This window comes from Helicobacter pylori (assembly GCF_002832345.1).
GTDB classification, from domain to species: Bacteria; Campylobacterota; Campylobacteria; order Campylobacterales; family Helicobacteraceae; genus Helicobacter; species Helicobacter pylori_CP.
The window spans coordinates 1-18,741 of the sequence record NZ_PHLZ01000008.1; the positions used below are offsets into that span (position 1 = coordinate 1).

Sequence of the window (18,741 nt, forward strand, 5' to 3'; positions counted from 1 at the left end):
GCCAACAATGAAATAACCGAAAACAAAACCCAAGCAATAACTAACATTAACAACGCTAAAGAAAGCGCCAACAATGAAATAACCGAAAACAAAACGCAAAGCCTTGAAGCGCTAACGCAAGAAAAGCAACAAGCCACAAACGAGATTAACGAAGCGAAAACGAGCGCATTTAACGAACTTTTAGAAACACTAAAGCCGAAGTTTAGCGGCTTGTTTGTGGGCGTTTATTATATTCATAATGCGATCTATATCCAAGGCGGATGGGAGCAAAAAGTCAAAGACTTGAGCGATTACCATCTAGAAAAAAGTAAGAAATACGAGATAGAAGTGTTTTTTCAATTTGTGAGCGCGAAAATTGTAGAAAGAGATCCAGTTTTTGGACTGAAAACGAACGAAGGCTTTTTGAAAGAAAGCATTCAAAAGATCACGCATAAATATGTATCGCAAATTTATTATAAAAAACTTTTAGTGGAAAACGCGAGCGGTATTTTGAGCTTGTATCATGGGTATTTTTACGGGAATATCAATTATTTTAATGAAGCGATTATAACAAGCATTAAAGAACTACCTAACGATGGGATCATAAGCAAGGTAAGTAATGGATCTAATTTTTCTAATGCTACAACGATCACGCAAAATTTAAGCGACATGATATAGAAACAACGAACACAAGGAGTTAAAAATGATTTTAGAAAACGCATGCCAATACAAAGACTACTTACCGGGTGTTTTTGATGATTTAGGATTTAGTGGGAGTTTTGAAGTGGTGGGTAACGCTATCCACCTTAACATCATTAGCGAAAACAACAAAACGCCGACTAAAGAACAGGTTTTAGAAAAACTCAAAGAAATCACGCTGAAAACAAAAAAACAAGAACTAGAAGCCAAAATTAACGCTATTTGTAAAGAAAAAATCACTAAAGACTTTAGAAGCAGCGTTTTAGGGAATTTGCACGCTTATGATTTGACTTTAGAAGATCAAGCGAACTTGCAAGCGCTAGTTCTTGCGAACATTGATTCGGTTTTTAGGTGCGCTGAAGTTAGTAGCGATGGCGTTGTAGGGGATAAGACTTATAAAAAACACACTAAAGCGCAAATCGTGAAACTATCGCAAGAAGCTTTAAGTTTCAAATATAAACTGATCGTTTTCTGTGGCAGAGAGAAAGAACGCCTGAACGCTATTACAAGCCTTGAAGCGCTAGAAAAATTTGTGGTTAAAGAATACTTGACATGAGGAAGTTTAGCGAGCCAATTGTGGCTGAGTTTAGCAACGATGGTAAGAGGTTAAGGCTTGTTGAAGGCTTTGAATACTATTTGAAGCAAGATCATTCTAAAAAGCTAATCGTGCCGAGCGGTTTTTCTAGCGATGGCTTTACGAATATGGGTTTTAGTTTTGTGATCCCAAGATACGGGAGCGCTTTGAAATGCGCGATCCTTCATGATTACATGTGCGATGTTTTGAATGGTGTAGTTTCTAGACCGCAAGATTTTTTTATTAACACACGCCAAGAATGCGATGATCTGTTTTTAGAAAGCATGCTTGAAGTCAAAGCGTTTTCAGTGTTTAAAGCGGTTTTGATTTATTTTGCTGTGCGCTTGTTTGCTAAAGTGAAAGGCTTGAAATGATGCGAGTTGTAGTTTTTGATGCGAGCGGAACATTAGAAGCGTTTGATTATAGAGGCGTTTTGATACACAAGCAAGAAATCAAAGCTAATCAAAATATACAACTACCTTTTACTCAAAAGAACTTATTTAAGTTTAACGATCGGATTTTTGGAGTGTGTGAAGGCGTGGGAGATTTAGATTATAGAGATTATCCTAAAAATCTTAATTTTAATGTGCTTTTAACTGAAACCATAGAAAACTACCTATTGAACGATAAAGAGCCACAAAACACGCAACAAAAGGTTCTATTAACGGATTTTTTAGAAATCTATGACAAGAACATAGAAAAAGGTTTTATCTATCTAGCGCCTAAGTTTTTTTTAGAAAAAGAAAAGCAATTGATAGAAAGGATTTTGAAATGATAGAAGTTAGCGAAGTAATAGCGAAAGTTAGAGAACGCCTAAACGACAACGAAGTAGGTAATTATGAGATATTAGATAGCGTGCTAGTGGAAAACATTAATCAAGCTATTTTAAAAATTTGTTTAGAATTCAAGTTGAATAAAACGATCACAAGAGCCTTACTTACTGAAGAAGAACGCTTTTTGACTATTCATAACCTTTTAGGAATAGAAAGCGTTGAATTAGATAAGAAAGAAATAGAGAACCGCAACACGATAGAAAAAGATAACGGAGAAATAGAATTATTGATTTTAGGCGATAAGTTAAGCGTTACGCCGTTTAGAAGCGGGGAGCTTGAAGTGGTGTATTATACTTATGAAGAGGTTAGTAATGCGATAGATACGATCAAACTGCCTAAAATATGCCTTGATGTTTTAGTGTATAGCGTTTTATGCAGCCTTTTAGAAATCCCTAACAATGAAACTAATTTTAGCGTTTTAGCGAATTATAAGCAATTATTGAAGTTAGCGAAAGATAACCTAACGAACTATTTAGGACTGATGTATTCAAAGAATATCCATTTTAGTAAGGTCGTGAGGGTTTAATGATGCCTCTTGATACTATATCCCATCAAGAGGCACTTAAAAGTTACAAATGCTCTAACAACATTTAAACTAAACCTGAAAGAAACCGCTATTAGGAACGACAGAAAATCCTAATAGCGAGTGAATATTAACAAAAAGAAAAAATAAAAAATAGGGTTAGGTTTTTCTAATAAATTCTAACCCTTAAAAACATTTTTATTTTTAGTTAAAGTTTTGAAATCAATAAGAAAGGATAAGCATGGGCATCAAAGAAAAAGAAATCGAGCTTGAAACTCTAAAGCGTGAAATCGCGCAAGCGGAAGCGAGTTTGGAACAGGATTTCATTAAACACATGGTAGACAAGACGAGCGAGAAAGTGGAAGATTTGTTTTTTAGCAACAAACCCGAGTTTTATCGTTTTGTTTTTAACGAGCAGAACAACTATTTGAGAGAGAAGCTAACGGACAAAGTAGGAAGAGCGATGGATTTAAGCGATGAAATTCAAAACGATAGGGACGCTGAAGAAATTGAAAAAGACAAGCAAGCGTTTTTAAAAAAACACCCTAACATTGATTTTAACGAGCTTTTAGAGTTTTATAACGAAGAAATGCCTAACCGCCTTAAAAAGCAAATTGACAAGTTAGATGGCGTGGCTTTTTTTGAAGCGGTTTTAGACTATTTCAACGCGCTAAACGCTAAAGAAGAAGAGTCTAAAAGCGAAGCCAAAGAAGAAGAAGGCCCATTACCTAAAGAAGTTTTAGGTAACGGCGTTAGCGGCGTAGGATACGCTAACAATGAAAACATCATGACAAGATACTAAGGAGCGATCAAATGTTAGAAAAACTTAACAACATCAATTTTAATAACATTTCCAATAACCCTAATTTAGGGATAGAAGTCGGTAGAGAGATCCAAAACGCAAGCTGGGTGAAAAGCCCGTTTTTTAGCATCACAGGCACAGGCGCGGATCGTGGCGTTAGGCTTTTTAGCGTGGCCAGTCAGCAACCCTTCCGCCCAAGGATTAAAGCGCAATTAACCGGAAGTGGTGTGAGCGGTAATACGGATTTTGAAGCGAATTACGACAATTTGGAAATTTTGAGTCAAACGATCTATCCGGACGCATTTGGTAATTCCTTAAGGTCTAAGATTAAAGCTTATAGCGAATTAGAGCGCATTGATTTCATTAAGGAGAGCGTGGATAGCTTGACTACATGGATGAATGAAGAAAGAGATAAAAGGATCGTTGCGAGCTTGACTAACGATTTTACGAATTATCTTTATAGCCCAACAATGAGCGTTGCCACTATTAGAAAAGCGATTTTTTACGCTAGAAACGGCTTAAAAAGCGATAATTCCAAAGCGTTCCCGATTAAACCCGTTAGAGCGACTATGCAAAGCGTGGGTAATGTAGTGGTGCAAAACACAAGCTACATTATCCTATTAGACAGCTACCAAGCCAACCAGCTTAAAAAAGACGCGGATTTCAAAGAACTAAGAAAGCTTTATGCTTTCGCTAATGAAGATAAGGGGGTTTTGTATCATGGGCTTTTAGGCGTGATCGACAATTGCCCGGTGATTGATGCGGGCGTGTGGAATAAATTGAATGTAGGCATGCCAAACTCTACCATTAGCGATAGCGATTTTACGCGCTATATCAATAAAGCGAATGTTAATTCTATTGTAACGCCTAACCAACTCAAAGAAAAAGCACAAGAACAGCTAAGAAAAACTCAAAGAAATCACGCTGAAAACAAAGAGATTTCGATCGGTTGTTTGATCGGCGCTAGCGCGGTGTTATTAGCGGGTTCTAAAGAAACGAGGTTCTATATTGATGAAACCGTGGATGCAAGAAGAAAATCACTCGTTGGTGTGGATTGTCTTTTAGGAGTATCAAAAGCAAGATACCAAAGCACGGACGGAGTGGTAACGCCTTATGATAACCAAGATTACGCCGTGATCGGTTTAGTCTCTAACATGGAATAAGAAAGGAAAAAAAGATGAAACAAAAAGTTCACAGCGTTAGCTATCTAGCAAAAGCGGAATTTGAATTTAAGAACGGCGTTTATGATTTGGTGGCTTTACCAACGGGTGCGGAAGTAATTAAGATGAGTTTGGAAGTGGTAGGAAATCCTACAGCCGGTGAGGTTAGCGTGGGGTTTAAAGATGAACCCCAAAAAAACTATTTTTTAGATTTAAATACCGCAGATAACACTAATGGAAAACATACTACGAGCGCTAAAGACTACACGGCTACAAGTAATAAAGTAGTAGTAGCAGAAGTCAAAAATGCTAACGGGAACGATACTAAAGGCGTTTTAAGAGTGTTATATTTTTTGCCAAGCGTGATTGAAGTAGAGTATTAAATAATTTAAGCATTTTTCAAATGTTTAAAAATGTTTTGAACTTTAATAAAAGTTAATCACGCTTTAAAACTTTAAGAAAGGTTAAAAAATGTTTTTTAAGAACCCTTTAAACGATCCTAACTACTTCAAGCCCAACAACGCTAAGAACACGCAAGAAAGAGCGAGCATGCCAAAAAACTTCGGCTTGTTGAATGTTTCTAAAACGAGTTATAGCGATTTTTTGAATGATTACAAGCCAGCGCCTAAAACTTCTAAATTTTCTAACTTCATGGAGAATGTGGGAGGTTATGGAGGGTTAGGAATGCTAGGGGGTGCTATCGGCGGTTTAGGGAGCTTGATCGTGGGAGCGCTGAATTTTAGCGAGCAAAACAAGAGCGCTAAAGAAAGCCAAAGAATGGCTAAGGAGCAGTTTGAATTAGAAAAACAACGCTATAACGCCAGAGAACAGGAACGCCTACAAAACAGGGAAGCGATTGATAACATAGCGAAAGCGAATGCTGATATTATGACAAGGTACTAAAAACATAACCCTTAAAATCAAGCATTGATTTAGCTAATCTTTAGCTAAAAGAATAAGGCAACTTTGATGGACTTCACCACACTACAAAACGATTTTACTAACGACTATCAAAAGGCTTTAATCGCTAATAATGAGTTTTTAGAAGCCAAGAAATACTACAACGGAAACCAACTCCCGCAAGATGTTTTAAGCATTATTTTAGAGCGCGGGCAAATGCCGATCGTGGAAAACATGTTCAAAGTGATTGTTAATAAAATCTTAGGTTACAAAATAGAGAGCATTAACGAGATACGGCTAAGCCCTAAACAAGAAGAAGACAGAGCCTTAAGCGATTTACTGAATTCATTGTTGCAGGTATTCATACAGAGCGAAAATTACGATAAAGCCATGATTGAAAGAGATAAAAACCTTTTAATCGGTGGATTAGGTGTAATCCAATTATGGTTAAATGAAGATAAGGATAAAAATGTAGAAATTGATATTAAAGCCCTAAAGCCTGAAAGTTTTGTAATAGATTATTTTTCCACCGATAAGAACGCATTAGATGCAAGGCGTTTTCATAAGATGCTAGAAATCACAGAGCAAGAAGCCTTATTATTGTTTAGTGATAGCGTGATAATCAATTATTCTAATGTGAATCATGAAAGAATAGCGAGCGTGATTGAAAGTTGGTACAAAGAATACAATGAAGAAACGCAAAGCTATGAATGGAATAGGTATTTATGGAGCCGAAGCGTAGGCATTTATAAAAGCGAACTAAAACCCTTCAAAAACGGCGCGCACCCTTTTATAATATCTAAGCTATACACGGACGAATTGAACAATTATTACGGCTTGTTTAGAGACATTAAGCCCATGCAAGATTTCATTAACTACGCCGAAAACCGCATGGGCAACATGATGGGAAGCTTTAAAGCGATGTTTGAAGAGGACGCCGTTGTGGATGTAGCGGAATTTGTAGAAACCATGAGCTTAGACAATGCGATCGCTAAAGTGCGCCCGAACGCTTTGAAAGACCATAAAATCCAATTCATGAACAATCAAGCGGATTTGAGCGCTTTAAGCGCTAAAGCTAAACAAAAACGCCAATTATTAAGATTATTAGCAGGTTTGAACGATGAAAGCTTAGGGATGGCAGTTAATAGGCAGAGTGGGGTTGCGATCGCGCAAAGGAAAGAAAGCGGTTTAATGGGCCTTCAAACCTTTTTAAAAGCCACGGACGACATGGATCGGCTAGTGTTTAGGTTAGCGGTTAGTTTCATTTGCGAGTATTTCACTAAAGAACAAGTTTTCAAGATTGTTGATAGGAAGGTAGGTGATCGGTATTTCAAAATCAATTCTAGCGATGAAAACAAAATAAGACCGCTCAAATTTGATCTGATTTTGAAATCCCAATTGAAGACGGAGAGTCGGGATGAAAAATGGAATAACTGGAACGAGCTTTTAAAGATTTTAGCGCCGATAAGACCGGATCTAGTGCCTAGCTTAGTGCCGTTGATGCTAAACGACATGGATAGTCCAATCACTAACGATGTTTTAGAAGCGATACAAAACGCTAACGCTTTACAACAAGAAAACGCCCAAGCGAACGCACCATATAACCAACAAATCCAAGCCTTGCAAATCCAAAAATTACAAGCTGAAATCATGGAATTACAAGCTAAAGCGCACAAATACGCCGAACAAGGCGCTCTATCACAAACCACGAACGAAAGCGAAAAAATTAACCAAGCCGTAGCGATTAGCGAAATGCAACAAGAAAACGCTAACCAAGACAAAAACGCCAAAAGCGATGCAAATAAGCCAAAAAAGAAACTCAAAACGAGCGATAAAACGACATGGCGTAAATACCCAAGCGCGCAGAATTTAGATTATTGAAAGCCTTGAAGTATGGATAAATTTTTAGAAAAATTAGCACTTAGCGTTTTAGTTTTAGCGTTAGGGATTAGCTTTATTTTTGCGGTTTGTTTTTCTATAGGAGCGTTATTTTATGGATAAGCAAAGAGCTTTAAAAGAATTAGCGCTTAGAGAATTAGCAAGGCGTGATTTTTATCAATTCTTGCGCTTGAAGTGGGAACGATACGAAAATAAGCCGTTTTTGGATAACTGGCACATAAAATATTTGTGTAAGGTTTTAGAATGCACGCAGGCCAACACTTGTCAAAGCGATGAGCTTATAAGGCGTTTGATTTTGAACATGCCTCCAAGCTATGGCAAAACGGAAATTATTGCAAGATGCTTTATAGCGTGGAGTTTAGGGAAAGATCGGACTAAAAAAATCTTTTACATTTCTTACAGCGACGAGTTATGCAGAAAGATCGCCAACCAAGTAAGGGATTTGATGAGTAGTTTTTTTTATCAAAGTATCTTTTTTGATGAGCCGTTAGAATTTTTGCAAAACAACTCAAGGGAGTTTATCTTACGAGAGGGTGGAGGCTTGTTTGTTACCACGCTAAAAAGCGCATTAACCGGATTTCACGCTAACCAGATACTGATCGATGATCCGATCAAAGTGAGCGGCATGAATTCTAGAAAAGAAGTGAATACCGTTAACATAAATTTCAAAGAGAGCGTTATTTCACGCTTGCAAGACACGCACTCTAACATAACTATTCTCATGCAACGCTTAGGAAGTAATGATTTATGCGGGTTTTTACAGAGCGAGCGCGAATTTGACACTGAAACGATCCAAAAATGGAAAATCATCCAGCTTAAAGCCTTGAACGAAAATCAAGAATTTTACAAAATTAAGGATTTTGAACACATAAGAGAAAAAAATACGCCGTTATTTGAAGCAAAACATAATAAAGAGCAATTAGAAGCCTTAAGGTTGCAAATGGGTAACGATGAATTTAGCGCTCAATACCAACAAGATCCAGTCGTTAGCACTGGTGGGTATTTTGATCCGCAGTATCTAAAGAAAGTCTTCACGCATGAATTAGCAGAGTTGAATACTTATATTTTTGTAGATAACGCTTTGAGTTTGAGTCATAACGCTGATAATAGGGCTATCGTGGTTGTGGGCGTTGAAAATTACAAAGAAAGCGTTAGATATATTGTTTTAGATTGTTTTTTTGGGATATGGAGCGAAGAAGAAACCATTAAACACATTTTAGTAGCTAAAGAAAAATACAAAGACGCAAAAACTTTCATAGAAAGCGATGGCGGAGGTTTAGTTTTGTATCGTTTGCTTTTAGTCGCATTAGCCAGACACAACCAACAAGCTAAGGAAAACAACAAGGAATTACTGAACGATGAGATTATTTGCTACACGCCAAGCCGAAAAATCTCCAAAGTGGATAAAATCAAAGCGCTAAGGCCTTTTTACAATACCGGGTTTTTAGTGTTTAGCCATTCTAGCAACAACACCGAACAGATAGAAAAAGAGCTTTTTAGCTTTAATCCGGATAAACCTTTTAAAAAAGACGATTGCATAGACGCATTAGCGAGCGCGATAACGCATGAGAGCGTGAAAGCGCCACTAAAACGAGAAATTAAAGCAATTTATAACGCCAGATTTCACGCTAAACCGACATGGAGGATATAACCAAAATATAACCCTTAAAAAAAACGAGCAATTAAGATTAAATAAGAGAAAAAAGAAGGGCAGTGAATGAAAAATATAAATATTATTAAACATTTTAGAAATGTTGAAAACATTAAAAAAAAGAGTTTAGCGTGTAAAAAGGCTAATGAAAGAAGCTTGAAACTTTTAAAAAATAAAGGTTATAGGGACTTTATAGCAAAAATTAGAAGCAAAAAACAAAGCGATGATGAAGTTTTAGAAAATTTAGAGCTTAGCTATCTTGGCGCTGACATTCACTAAGGTTTAGATCATGTGGCATGAAAAGTTTTTGAAAGTAATCCCGGCAGCGCTATTTTTGTTTTGTATTTTAGAAATTTTTGAAATGGTTTTGATAATTGTCCACATGAACAAAACCGAAAAATTAGAAGCCGAAATTAGAAATAATTTGAATGTGTTAGAATACATTACCATTTTGTCAAACGATCATTTAGAAGGCATGAGATTAGAACATTTCAAAGATAAGAAAAGTAATATCAAATAATGCAACAGCACTTAATCGTCTTGGGTTTTGAAATCTCAAAAATCATTCCGTATTTTTTAGTTGCGACGATCGGCTTATTCGTGGGTTTGTTGTATGTTTTACGAAGCATTAGGGACGAAGATTTTAAAAATAAAACCGAAAAATTGCTTTACATCATTCAAGGCGTGGGATCGAGCATGTTAACAACATGGATTAGTTACGAAATCACAGATTATTTTTTCACTTTGCCAACCAGCCTATGCGTAGCGATTAGTGGAGGCATGGGGTATTTAGGAGCGGAGAGCGTGAGCGCTTTAGTGTTAGATAGTCTAAAAAAAAGGTTGTAAAATGGATTTGAAAGGTTTAGAAAACGCTTTGAATAACGGGAATTTCAAAGAGCAGGTGTATAGCAGTTTAGAGGGAATTTATCAAATTTCTAAGGTTTTGAATGAACTAGATCTTTTAAAAAACTTTAGCGATCACGATTTAGAAATCGTAGCCAAAATTCAAGCGATGAAAAACGCTTTAGCGGGCTATGAAAACAGCGAGCAAGAACTAAAAGCTAAAATAACCGCTTTAGTGAATAGTTTAGAAGCTAAAAAGCAAGAATTAGAAGCCTTGTTGAATATGCAATTACAAAGCATGCTAAATAGCGAAAAAGAAAAACTAACGCAAGCAGGAAGCACCTTAAAAAATAATCTTATAACTGAACTCACAGAAGCTAAAAATAATCTAGCGTTAGAATTAGAAAAACTGAAAGCTAACACGCCAAGATTAGTGAAGTTTTTAGGGATTTATGTTTATGGGCGTCAAAGTTTTTTCAAAAACGAAAGCGATGAGTTTAGGGAATTGTTTAAATTTTCTAGTATTCATTTACAAACCGATAAAAGCTATATCGTGCAATTTAGCATGCCTTATGAATTATTTACTAATGGGATTTATAGCGAAAGCATGGGCGAAATGGTGTTATGCTTGAAAGCTAATTCTAAAGTCTATCCGATCATCAATAGCTTTTATCAAAACAAAACCTCTAATTTGAGCAGTGGTAATAAAATCGTTGACGTTTATAGGTGTTCTTGTGTTTTCAAAACGCCAAGCGAAGGAGTGGATTATAAAATAGCGGTATTTGCACGAAAACATAAAGATTTATGGGTTAATGTTAACTATACTTCCAACACGGAAGGGCTTGAAACAACCTTTTTAAGTAATGCGCATTTTGCTAACCTAACCACGCAAAGCCTACCGACTGATTATAATAACGACTGGGTCTTTTACAAGCATTCTCAAGCGTTAGTTTATGAAGTTTTAGAATGAAGCTTTTATTTTTAGCGTGTGTAATTAGCGTTAGCTTTAGCGCATGCGCTAAAAAGGTTATTTATAGAGAAGTTAAGGTGCCGATAAAATGCGATATTCTCATGCCATCGCGACCGAGTGAGCATTTAGAAGCGTTGGAATACCTAAAAGCGTTATTGATTTATACCGAAACGCTAGAAAACGATTTGAAGTTTTGCACAAAAGTAAAACCTAACCCTTAAAATCACACTCTGATTTTGATTAAATACTAAGAAACTAAAGGAAGTTAATGTATTTTGTCCTATTAGAAAGAAAACACGATTTAAGGCCGCTAGTTAGAAAAGACAAGAAAGAAAGCGGCATGTTAGGGATCTTTAGAGTTTTTGAAAGCACGCACGATCAAGACATGAGCGATAAAGCGATCCTAAAACACTACGAAAAACAAGCCGCTTTATTTAGTTGCTTTTCATTAGAAAACAGCGGAGAGCCAACGGATACGCCGAATTTAGATAAGCCGATCGTTGCTAGAGATTACGAATTAGCATGGAGCGATACGAGTTGCACGGTGCCTAAAGAATACCAAAATAAAAAATGCGATAACAAACGCCATGAAGCGTTGCAACTAATAGATCCGAATAACAAGGATTTCAAAAACCGAAAAATATTAATTCATGTAGGAAATAGCGCGCATGATACTTTAGGGTGTGTTTTGTTAGGGATGCAACACGATGAAGAAATGATTTATAAAAGCACTGAAGCAGTAAAAAAGTTTTTTGATTTAGTCAAAGACAAGGGCGTTAATAACTTTTTAGTAAAAGTGATTGATAAGGCGTGAAGAATGGATACAACACGATTTATAAGGAATTTTGTTTTATTCAAAGAAGCCTTACAAAAGCAAAATTTCAATAACAAAGATTTGAACACCACGAGCATGCAAGCGGCTTTACAAAGCGAGCAATTAGCTTTAAATGAAGAAGTGCAAGGCTTACAGAGCGAGCAAGTGAGAGCGAAAATGCAAATAGACTTTTTAGCGATGCAGGCGAATTTACAAAACACCAAAGCCGAAACCTTAAACAAGCTTATCCAATGCCAAGCGATGCTAAAAAGCTTAAAAGATAACGCTATGATCAACCGAGCGAACGCATTAGTAAGCTTGTTACAAGTGGCCGCTAACGGGATCACAGCGAGCAATTTTGAAACAGCGTTTAAGATCATTGCACAGATCGGCAGTGAATACAATCAAATCACTTTTAATAATATTGGTAATGGGAGCGTGAGCGTGCAAGAAAAAGAACAAACTAATGAACTCAAAACGATTTTAAATAATTTAAGTAGGGAATTAGAAAAACTGAACGAACAAAGCGAAGTTAATTCTATACAGGTTTTTAGCGATAAATTAGAAGTGTTGAAAGACGCGCCGATCAGGTTATGGGGATTTAGCACTTTATCTAACGCTGACGAAGGCTTTTATAATGAAAATAACGAGCAAATCGCAAGCGGTAGCGTGTGTTTGTTTAGAAGCGATAAAGTAGGAAAGCACACGGTAACCTTTAAAGCGAGTAACACTAAAACAAGCTTAGCTAAAAACATTACTATAAGCGTGATAGCGAATAAACTAAAAGAAAGGATAAACTAATGGCTTATTTTGAAAGCATCACAGCGGGCAGAGGCGGATTAGATAGTTTTAACCAGGCGTTAAATAACCAACGATACGCTAATTTAGCGTTAAATGAAAGCATGGGCAATTTTCTTAACACGATCGCTAATGCAGGAAGCCTTTTTGATAACGCTAAAATCAGAGAAGAAGCGTTAAAGTATCAAAGAATGCGAGATTTAGCGAACGATAAGAAGCAAGCCGAAGCGTTTGACTTGCAAAAAAGACAAGCCGAGCAAAACATGGAATTTGCTAAAAGGCAACAGCGCATGAATGAAGAAAGCCACAAGCAAAACAAAAAATTAAACGAACACAGAGCGAAAGCCTTAGAGCTTGAAAACATGCTAAACAAAAAACAACAAGACTGGCTAATGAAAGCCATACCGAGCGCTAAAGCGAGCGCATTAGTGAATAATAGCGCTATGAAAACGCCAACAAAACCAACAACGCCAACACCGACCGCACAAAACGCATTAAGCACACAAAGCACACCAAAGCCTAAAACCATTACTAAGGAAGAATTTTACGCTAAGTTTAGATTTTAGTTTAGTTAATGCCTTATGATTTGATTTTTAAGGTTTTTAGGGGGGGTATGCCTTATATTATCATCGTTTTATTGTTGATTTTGAATAGTAATCTAAAAGTTAAATTAGTGTTAGCAAAAGAAAGACTAATGATTAATGAAACGCATTTGATTAGGCAAAATGAAGCGATTGAAACGCTAGAATTAGAAAGCCAACAATACAAGGCTAACAAGCTTTTAGAAGCTACCAAAATTAAAAACAAATACCACAAAATAAACATTAAAGACAACACATGCGAAGCGAAGTTAAAAAGCTATGAAGCCCTGATAAACGCCTTTAAAAAACCTAACCCTTAAAATAATGTTTAATATTTTTTAAAATGTTTTGTAAAGATAGTAATGAGTTAAAAAAATGAAACTTTACAATAAAATCCAAGAACTCATTAACGAAAGCGAAACACTCAAACAAAAAAATAATGAAGTGCTAGGATTAGCGAGAGACGAATTAAGCGATCTAGTCAATCAAAAAGCTAATGAAAATTTAGAAAATTTAAAAAACACTTTTCAAGACTATCTAAACGGCCAATTGATAGAGATTCCTTTAATCGTGAAAGAAAATGTTAAGGAACTAATCAATAAGCAAGAACTGAGCGAAGAAGTTAGAAACGAACTTTTAAGCCAATTTGACAAGCAAGCGATCGCCAACGATTCAAAACAAGAACTTAAAAACGAGATTAAAAGCGAATTGAATAACCTTTTAAGCGATAGAGAGTTACATAACGAAATCAAAGAAGCTAAAAAAGAAATTTTAACCGAAACCACGAGCGAAGCCACGAACGCGCTAACGAGCAAGATTTTAGGTATTTTAGAAAGTAAATTAAACGCTATTACGGAGAGCGTGATTAAGAATTTAGATTTTAGTTTTTTGAGCGCCCAACCGAAAGCCTTTTATAGCGTGATTAATCAAAATTTAAAAGAAATGTTTTTAAAAGAGCTTGAAAGCGAGTTTTTACAAAAGTTCATTAAAGAAAGCATTGATGTCGCTTTAAAAAAAGATGAGAACTTCAAAACCTTAAAAATAGCGGAATTAAAAGCGTTAACTTACTTGCAGGTTACGATAGAAAGCCAAAAGGTGCAATTATCACAAAACGCTTTAATGATTGAAGCCGATATTTTAAACAATAAGATGAGAATAGAAAACGAGATCGCTTATAATTTGAAGCGTAAAGAATTGATCGCTGAGGGCAAGCTGGAACATGAAGCGTTTAAGAAAAACATTTTTAAAGTGGTTTAAAAGAAAGGAAAAGACATGGACGAAAGATTAGAAAGTGAAATTTTTGAAGAGCAATTAAACAGCCTTTACAAGCCTATTAAAGAAGCGCAAAAAACGCCAGAAAGCGAAAATAAAACTAATCAAAATTTAGCTAATCAAGGTTTAGAACGATTAGCGAGCGAACCAAAGAGCCTAAAAGAACAAGAAGCTAATGAGCCGTCTTACCTCTCTACCGGTATCGCTTATTTGGATGAAAAAATTAAAAATAGAACTATAACGGCGTTTGATTACTACATGGCTAAAAAGTTTTTAGGAATGGATTTAAAGGTGAATTTAAACGGGAATTTGAATATAACAAGCGAAAATCAAACAAGAGTGAAGAATTTGACGAGCGCAACGAGTAAAATTTACGATGGCATTAAGGCTTTGAATTTGGGCGACAGGCTGATAGGAAAAGCGCAAGATAACAGCGGGATTTTTAGCGCGCTCAAAAGGTTTGCTAATGAAAAAACTAACGGATTTTATGGCTTAAATAGCGATGAAGCAGAGACCGTAAACGCCTTAAAAAATTATTCTTACTCTACGGCGAGGCAGATGGGCGGACAGCTCACTAATCAAAAAATCAAAGACGCGCAAGAGATGACAAAGTTTGGTTTTAGAAGCAAAGAAGAGAACACCGCAAGATTAGGAGAAAATCAAGGAAGACTGATTCAAATTTTAGAACAAGATATAAATAATTTAGAGAGTTTAGGAGGCAGAGTGCCTGACGGCGTGATGCTAGAATTATTGAAACATAAAAAACGCCTTGAACACATTCAAAAGAATCAAGGCAAAATCAAGTTAAAAGAATACCTACAAATCAATCCCTACAGCGAACCTGAATAAGATGACGGAAAGTAAAAAAGTAAATAAAGCTTACCCAAACGACTTCAAGCTTAGAGTGAAAAGATACTATGAAAGAAGCTTAGAATCTAAACAAAAGATCGCTTCAAAATTTGGAATCAGTCACAGGACCTTAGCGTTATGGGTGATGGATGGGGAGTGGGAAAATAAGGTTATTTTGAGAGAGATACGGGCCATGTATGAAACGCATGGGATGAGCATCAACGCATTAAGTAGAAAGTATGGCGTGAGCGTTAGTTTGATTAGAAAGTTCAAGATACGGGACAAATGGGAAAAGAAAAAGATCGCTAACGAAGCCGCCGCAGTTTTAGAAGACAAGCTGACAACGGACAAAATGGGTTTATTTTTAGACACTAAAAAAGAAGAAGTAAAAGAAGTCTTGAAACAAAGTTTAGAAAACTTAGACCTTGACCCCGTGGTAGTGGAAGCGATAGCTGAAACCAGTAGCGACGAATTGATTTTGAAAGCGATGAACACCGCATACATCAAAAAACAGATTTTATTTTGTGCTATTGTAGCAAGAGGTGAGCTGATTAAGATGATAAAAAGAGCAGGCGATAAAGTGAAAGACAATATAAACATTATTGTAGCGGCTGAAAAGGTTTCAAAACTATTTATTGACGCTGGGGTTTCATTGTTTGGAAAAGAGCAAATCCAAGCGGTAGAAATTAAAGAGAGTAGTGACTATAGACAAATGAATATAAGCGAACTTATAGCACTAGCGAACACTGATGATAATGTAGATTAGCTTGTTTTATTTTAGTGTTTTATCCTTATTTTTGCGTGAAACGCTATTTGAAGCACCCAACCGCTAAAGCGATTGGGCTTTCTTTGCTGATGTTGCCCATATTAAACGCGCTCATAGCAATGCTTACACACCTACTATCGACTCCCCCCCCTTTATTTTAAAAGAGAAAGAAAATTTTTAAAACTTTCTGCTTTATTACATTATGAAGTTCCTTGCTTTATCAACAGAGGATGGTTTTACTTGGAAGCATTTAAAAAATGTTTTTTAGGTTTTAGGTTTTCTGACGCTTGTTGGTTATCTCACAGATAGCCTTACTTTTTAAATTTTTTTTAAAAAAAATTTAGCAGTAGTGTTCTTTTTTGCTATCTAATCTGATATTAATTCACCACTATAGCATCGTTATTTGTTGAGTTTTATTGGGGTGTTATTTTTATAAAGCGCTTGACAAGTTATTTAAAAAATGGTTACTATTTCCTAGCTATTTAAAATTTTTTGTAATTGTGAGACAAGCAAAGATTAAAGCGGACTTGATAGTAACGCTATTTTATGGGTTTTGTTAGGGGTTTTTGGTTTTGTTATTGATTATTTCTATCAATTCACTCCACGCCTTAAAACACCCACCCGTAATTAAAAAACACCTTAAAATGGCTAGCCCCTTCATTAAAAACAAAAGAGTTTGTGTAATCGCTACCACTAGAAACGACGCTAGCTTTTCTTTGGATTAAAGGGATGCTAATCCCTACAGAATATTTAGAATGCTTATAGCGGTAATTCAACCCAGTAGCCACATCTAAATTGCCACTTCCTTTGACTTTATTGAACACATAATAGCTGTTATACAAGCCCCTTAACCCCCCAAAGATACCAAAAGATGATGAAAAGTTCCTTTTGGTTTGAATGCCTGTAGGGTTATTTTTATTGGAATAAGTGGTGATGAAATCCAACAACAAATCTATCCCCCCACCATAGCTCAATTGCTGGAATTTTTGATTAAGGGCTTTAGCGTAATTGTATTTGATGATGCCATAATAAGCTAATCCTATGAAATCATTAAAGTAGTTTTGATAGCCTATTTTAGCGTTAACGCCCAATAAAGGGGATCTGAAGCGTTGCGAACTCTTTGAATGGTGATAAGAAGTCGTTGTTGTCGTGGAAGTGGTCGTCAGGGTTTTTTGAATGGTGCTGAGCATGGAATTGGCTAAATCTTGCGTGTTCAAACTAGCGTTTAGATTGTAGTTTGTTTGACTCCCTAAGTTAGCGTAGTTGATCGGCAAGGCGTTTTGATTAATAAGCTGTTGCCAAACCGCTGCTGTTACCCCTAAAAAGCCAGCTGGGACATCCGCGCAATTGTGATAGATGGAATTAGGGTAGTTGCTAGGGAAAGCGGGCTGACCTGAACCCCCATAAAGCGAACACACGTTATAGGGGAGACCATCAGAATCTTTTGGCTTGCCATTTTCATTTTGACCGGTTGGCACTCTTTGATAAGTCATGTTCCCGTTATGGGTGTAGCCTTTAGTGTGGCTGAATTCATGCAAGATGGCTCTTAAATTCTCTAAATTGATAGTCTTAAGGTTGTTGCCAAAGAGTTTTTGGGGGTTTAGAGCCGAAGCGACTACGGCTAATTGACCGTAATTCTTGCCATCATCATTATTTGTGGGAGTAGTATTAGAACCTAGCCCATCAACCCCAGCTCCATTCAAAAGACTCACATCAAGATCCGTTTTGCCTCTGAAATTATTGACAATGTCTTGTTTGTTTAACACATAACTTTTATTTTGAGAATTGACAAGCCCGTTTGTCCCAGGATTCACACAATCATTCTCTTTGCTGGTATCGCATTCCCCTCCTCCGCCTTTATTAGTGAATTCAAAAGGAGCGTTTAAGATCGCATCACCCCAAGACTGAGAGTCTAAGACAGCGATCATGTTCAACATTAAATTAGTGAATTCTTCGGCGGTTTTAGCGGTGAATTTTTCCGTCTTATCTTTGGCACTTTCAAAATTATTTGTATCGCTGTATTTCATGACCAAATTGGTGTTGATTTTACTGAGCGTTTCAAACACCCTTTGCGTGTTAGGATCAGAATGTGGCGTGCTCAAGACTTCGAAAGTGGGGAAAGTGAAGCTAGGCTCACGCTTGGTTTCACTAACATTGCTAGTTGTTTTATTTTTCCTGCGTTTAGCTTCTTTTTCATAGTACTTCTTCTGCTCCTCCATAATATTATCAAAAACCTGTTTGGTTTCATTGAATTGTTGGTAAGATAAAACGATTTTAGATTGCTTAGGGATAGTCTCTATCACGCCTAAATCGATCACATTGCCTTGAGCGTCTGTAAAACTAAGCTTAACATTATTTAAATTATAAGGCAAAAAGTTTTCTATAATTAAATGACCACTCAAATCTAAACTCGCCCTAACAGGGCTTAAAGAGGAAAACGATAATTTGGATATATCTGCATCCTTAAACAGATTAGTTGCTCTTTGTAAAATGGAGTTTAGTGGTAAATAATTGTAATTGTTCGTGGTGGTTTTTATGGTCGTTTGAGTCGTGGTGTGTCTTTTTTCTTGCGTTTGTGTGCCTTCTAACAGCCCGGTTTCAAACCCGGCTTCTATGAAAAAGCCATTTTTCTCATTCGCTTCTAAAGCACTGAATAATAAAAGTGGGATGAATAGTTTTTTCATGGTTATCCTTTGTTAGCTTATAGTGTCTTTATTATACAATTTAAGGGGATGGTTTGTTTATTTTTTGAAAATTAAAGTTTTTACAAGGGATTAGTGTTTCATATTAAAACAAAATTTTAACAACAAGCGTTTGTTTTATAGTTT

The 18,741-nt window shown here is 36.3% G+C and carries 23 protein-coding genes and 1 pseudogene; 23 read left to right on the forward strand and 1 reads right to left on the reverse strand.

Going from position 1 to position 18,741, the window contains the following annotated elements:
* The 23 genes and pseudogenes from CXY28_RS03440 to CXY28_RS03550 form a co-directional block, all read left to right on the forward strand.
* A pseudogene (locus CXY28_RS03440) lies at nucleotides 1-657 on the forward strand (DUF1542 domain-containing protein); the annotation flags it as partial.
* Nucleotides 658-682: 25 nt separating this feature from the next.
* Nucleotides 683-1,234, forward strand: a complete 552-nt coding sequence (locus tag CXY28_RS03445) for a hypothetical protein (protein WP_100979463.1) — start codon at nucleotides 683-685, stop codon at nucleotides 1,232-1,234.
* Nucleotides 1,231-1,626, forward strand: coding sequence for a DUF1353 domain-containing protein (locus tag CXY28_RS03450; protein WP_100979464.1), 396 nt, complete (start codon nucleotides 1,231-1,233; stop codon nucleotides 1,624-1,626). Before CXY28_RS03445 ends, CXY28_RS03450 begins: the two co-directional genes overlap by 4 nt.
* Nucleotides 1,626-2,027 carry a hypothetical protein gene (locus CXY28_RS03455; RefSeq protein ID WP_100979505.1) on the forward strand — a complete coding sequence of 134 codons (402 nt, stop codon included), beginning with the start codon at nucleotides 1,626-1,628 and terminating at the stop codon, nucleotides 2,025-2,027. Before CXY28_RS03450 ends, CXY28_RS03455 begins: the two co-directional genes overlap by 1 nt.
* The gene (locus CXY28_RS03460; protein ID WP_100979465.1) at nucleotides 2,024-2,611 is read left to right on the forward strand and encodes a phage adaptor protein; all 588 of its coding nucleotides are present in this window, start codon (nucleotides 2,024-2,026) and stop codon (nucleotides 2,609-2,611) included. The genes CXY28_RS03455 and CXY28_RS03460 overlap by 4 nt, the downstream gene beginning before the upstream one ends.
* 238 nt (nucleotides 2,612-2,849) lie before the next feature.
* Entirely contained in the window at nucleotides 2,850-3,410 is a 561-nt protein-coding gene (locus CXY28_RS03465; RefSeq protein ID WP_100979466.1) for a Coiled-coil domain-containing protein, read from the forward strand.
* 11 nt (nucleotides 3,411-3,421) lie between these two features.
* Complete coding sequence (locus CXY28_RS03470) at nucleotides 3,422-4,573, forward strand: phage capsid family protein (RefSeq protein ID WP_100979467.1); 1,152 nt, start codon at nucleotides 3,422-3,424, stop codon at nucleotides 4,571-4,573.
* 14 nt (nucleotides 4,574-4,587) lie between these two features.
* Nucleotides 4,588-4,953: a hypothetical protein gene (locus CXY28_RS03475; protein WP_100979468.1), complete on the forward strand. Its 366-nt coding sequence runs from the start codon at nucleotides 4,588-4,590 to the stop codon at nucleotides 4,951-4,953.
* An 88-nt stretch (nucleotides 4,954-5,041) separates the two neighbouring features.
* Nucleotides 5,042-5,473 (forward strand): hypothetical protein, encoded by a 432-nt coding sequence (locus CXY28_RS03480; RefSeq protein WP_100979469.1) that lies wholly within the window; start codon nucleotides 5,042-5,044, stop codon nucleotides 5,471-5,473.
* A 66-nt stretch (nucleotides 5,474-5,539) separates the two neighbouring features.
* A complete protein-coding gene (locus CXY28_RS03485; RefSeq protein WP_100979470.1) occupies nucleotides 5,540-7,351 on the forward strand; it encodes a portal protein in 1,812 nt (603 codons plus the stop codon).
* A gap of 112 nt (nucleotides 7,352-7,463) precedes the next feature.
* A complete protein-coding gene (locus tag CXY28_RS03490; RefSeq protein ID WP_100979471.1) occupies nucleotides 7,464-9,020 on the forward strand; it encodes a hypothetical protein in 1,557 nt (518 codons plus the stop codon).
* Between the two features lie 66 nt (nucleotides 9,021-9,086).
* Nucleotides 9,087-9,299: a hypothetical protein gene (locus CXY28_RS03495; RefSeq protein WP_100979472.1), complete on the forward strand. Its 213-nt coding sequence runs from the start codon at nucleotides 9,087-9,089 to the stop codon at nucleotides 9,297-9,299.
* A 10-nt stretch (nucleotides 9,300-9,309) separates the two neighbouring features.
* Nucleotides 9,310-9,540 (forward strand): hypothetical protein, encoded by a 231-nt coding sequence (locus CXY28_RS03500; RefSeq protein ID WP_100979473.1) that lies wholly within the window; start codon nucleotides 9,310-9,312, stop codon nucleotides 9,538-9,540.
* Nucleotides 9,540-9,866 carry a holin gene (locus CXY28_RS03505; protein ID WP_100979474.1) on the forward strand — a complete coding sequence of 109 codons (327 nt, stop codon included), beginning with the start codon at nucleotides 9,540-9,542 and terminating at the stop codon, nucleotides 9,864-9,866. The genes CXY28_RS03500 and CXY28_RS03505 overlap by 1 nt, the downstream gene beginning before the upstream one ends.
* 1 nt (nucleotide 9,867) lies before the next feature.
* Nucleotides 9,868-10,833 (forward strand): coiled-coil domain-containing protein, encoded by a 966-nt coding sequence (locus tag CXY28_RS03510; protein WP_100979475.1) that lies wholly within the window; start codon nucleotides 9,868-9,870, stop codon nucleotides 10,831-10,833.
* Complete coding sequence (locus tag CXY28_RS03515) at nucleotides 10,830-11,054, forward strand: hypothetical protein (RefSeq protein WP_100979476.1); 225 nt, start codon at nucleotides 10,830-10,832, stop codon at nucleotides 11,052-11,054. The genes CXY28_RS03510 and CXY28_RS03515 overlap by 4 nt, the downstream gene beginning before the upstream one ends.
* Nucleotides 11,055-11,101: 47 nt before the next feature.
* Nucleotides 11,102-11,647: a DUF5675 family protein gene (locus CXY28_RS03520; protein ID WP_100979477.1), complete on the forward strand. Its 546-nt coding sequence runs from the start codon at nucleotides 11,102-11,104 to the stop codon at nucleotides 11,645-11,647.
* 3 nt (nucleotides 11,648-11,650) lie between these two features.
* Complete coding sequence (locus tag CXY28_RS03525) at nucleotides 11,651-12,448, forward strand: hypothetical protein (RefSeq protein ID WP_100979478.1); 798 nt, start codon at nucleotides 11,651-11,653, stop codon at nucleotides 12,446-12,448.
* Nucleotides 12,448-13,011, forward strand: coding sequence for a hypothetical protein (locus CXY28_RS03530; protein WP_100979479.1), 564 nt, complete (start codon nucleotides 12,448-12,450; stop codon nucleotides 13,009-13,011). Before CXY28_RS03525 ends, CXY28_RS03530 begins: the two co-directional genes overlap by 1 nt.
* 8 nt (nucleotides 13,012-13,019) lie before the next feature.
* Nucleotides 13,020-13,346, forward strand: a complete 327-nt coding sequence (locus CXY28_RS03535) for a hypothetical protein (RefSeq protein ID WP_100979480.1) — start codon at nucleotides 13,020-13,022, stop codon at nucleotides 13,344-13,346.
* A gap of 55 nt (nucleotides 13,347-13,401) precedes the next feature.
* Nucleotides 13,402-14,283, forward strand: coding sequence for a hypothetical protein (locus tag CXY28_RS03540; RefSeq protein ID WP_100979481.1), 882 nt, complete (start codon nucleotides 13,402-13,404; stop codon nucleotides 14,281-14,283).
* A 15-nt stretch (nucleotides 14,284-14,298) separates the two neighbouring features.
* Entirely contained in the window at nucleotides 14,299-15,147 is an 849-nt protein-coding gene (locus CXY28_RS03545) for a Coiled-coil domain-containing protein (RefSeq protein ID WP_100979482.1), read from the forward strand.
* A 1-nt stretch (nucleotide 15,148) separates the two neighbouring features.
* A complete protein-coding gene (locus CXY28_RS03550) occupies nucleotides 15,149-15,913 on the forward strand; it encodes a helix-turn-helix domain-containing protein (RefSeq protein WP_100979483.1) in 765 nt (254 codons plus the stop codon).
* 608 nt (nucleotides 15,914-16,521) lie between these two features.
* Here the strand turns inward: CXY28_RS03550 and CXY28_RS03555 are convergent.
* Nucleotides 16,522-18,597, reverse strand: coding sequence for a porin family protein (locus tag CXY28_RS03555; RefSeq protein ID WP_100979484.1), 2,076 nt, complete (start codon nucleotides 18,595-18,597; stop codon nucleotides 16,522-16,524).
* Nucleotides 18,598-18,741: the final 144 nt, after the last annotated feature.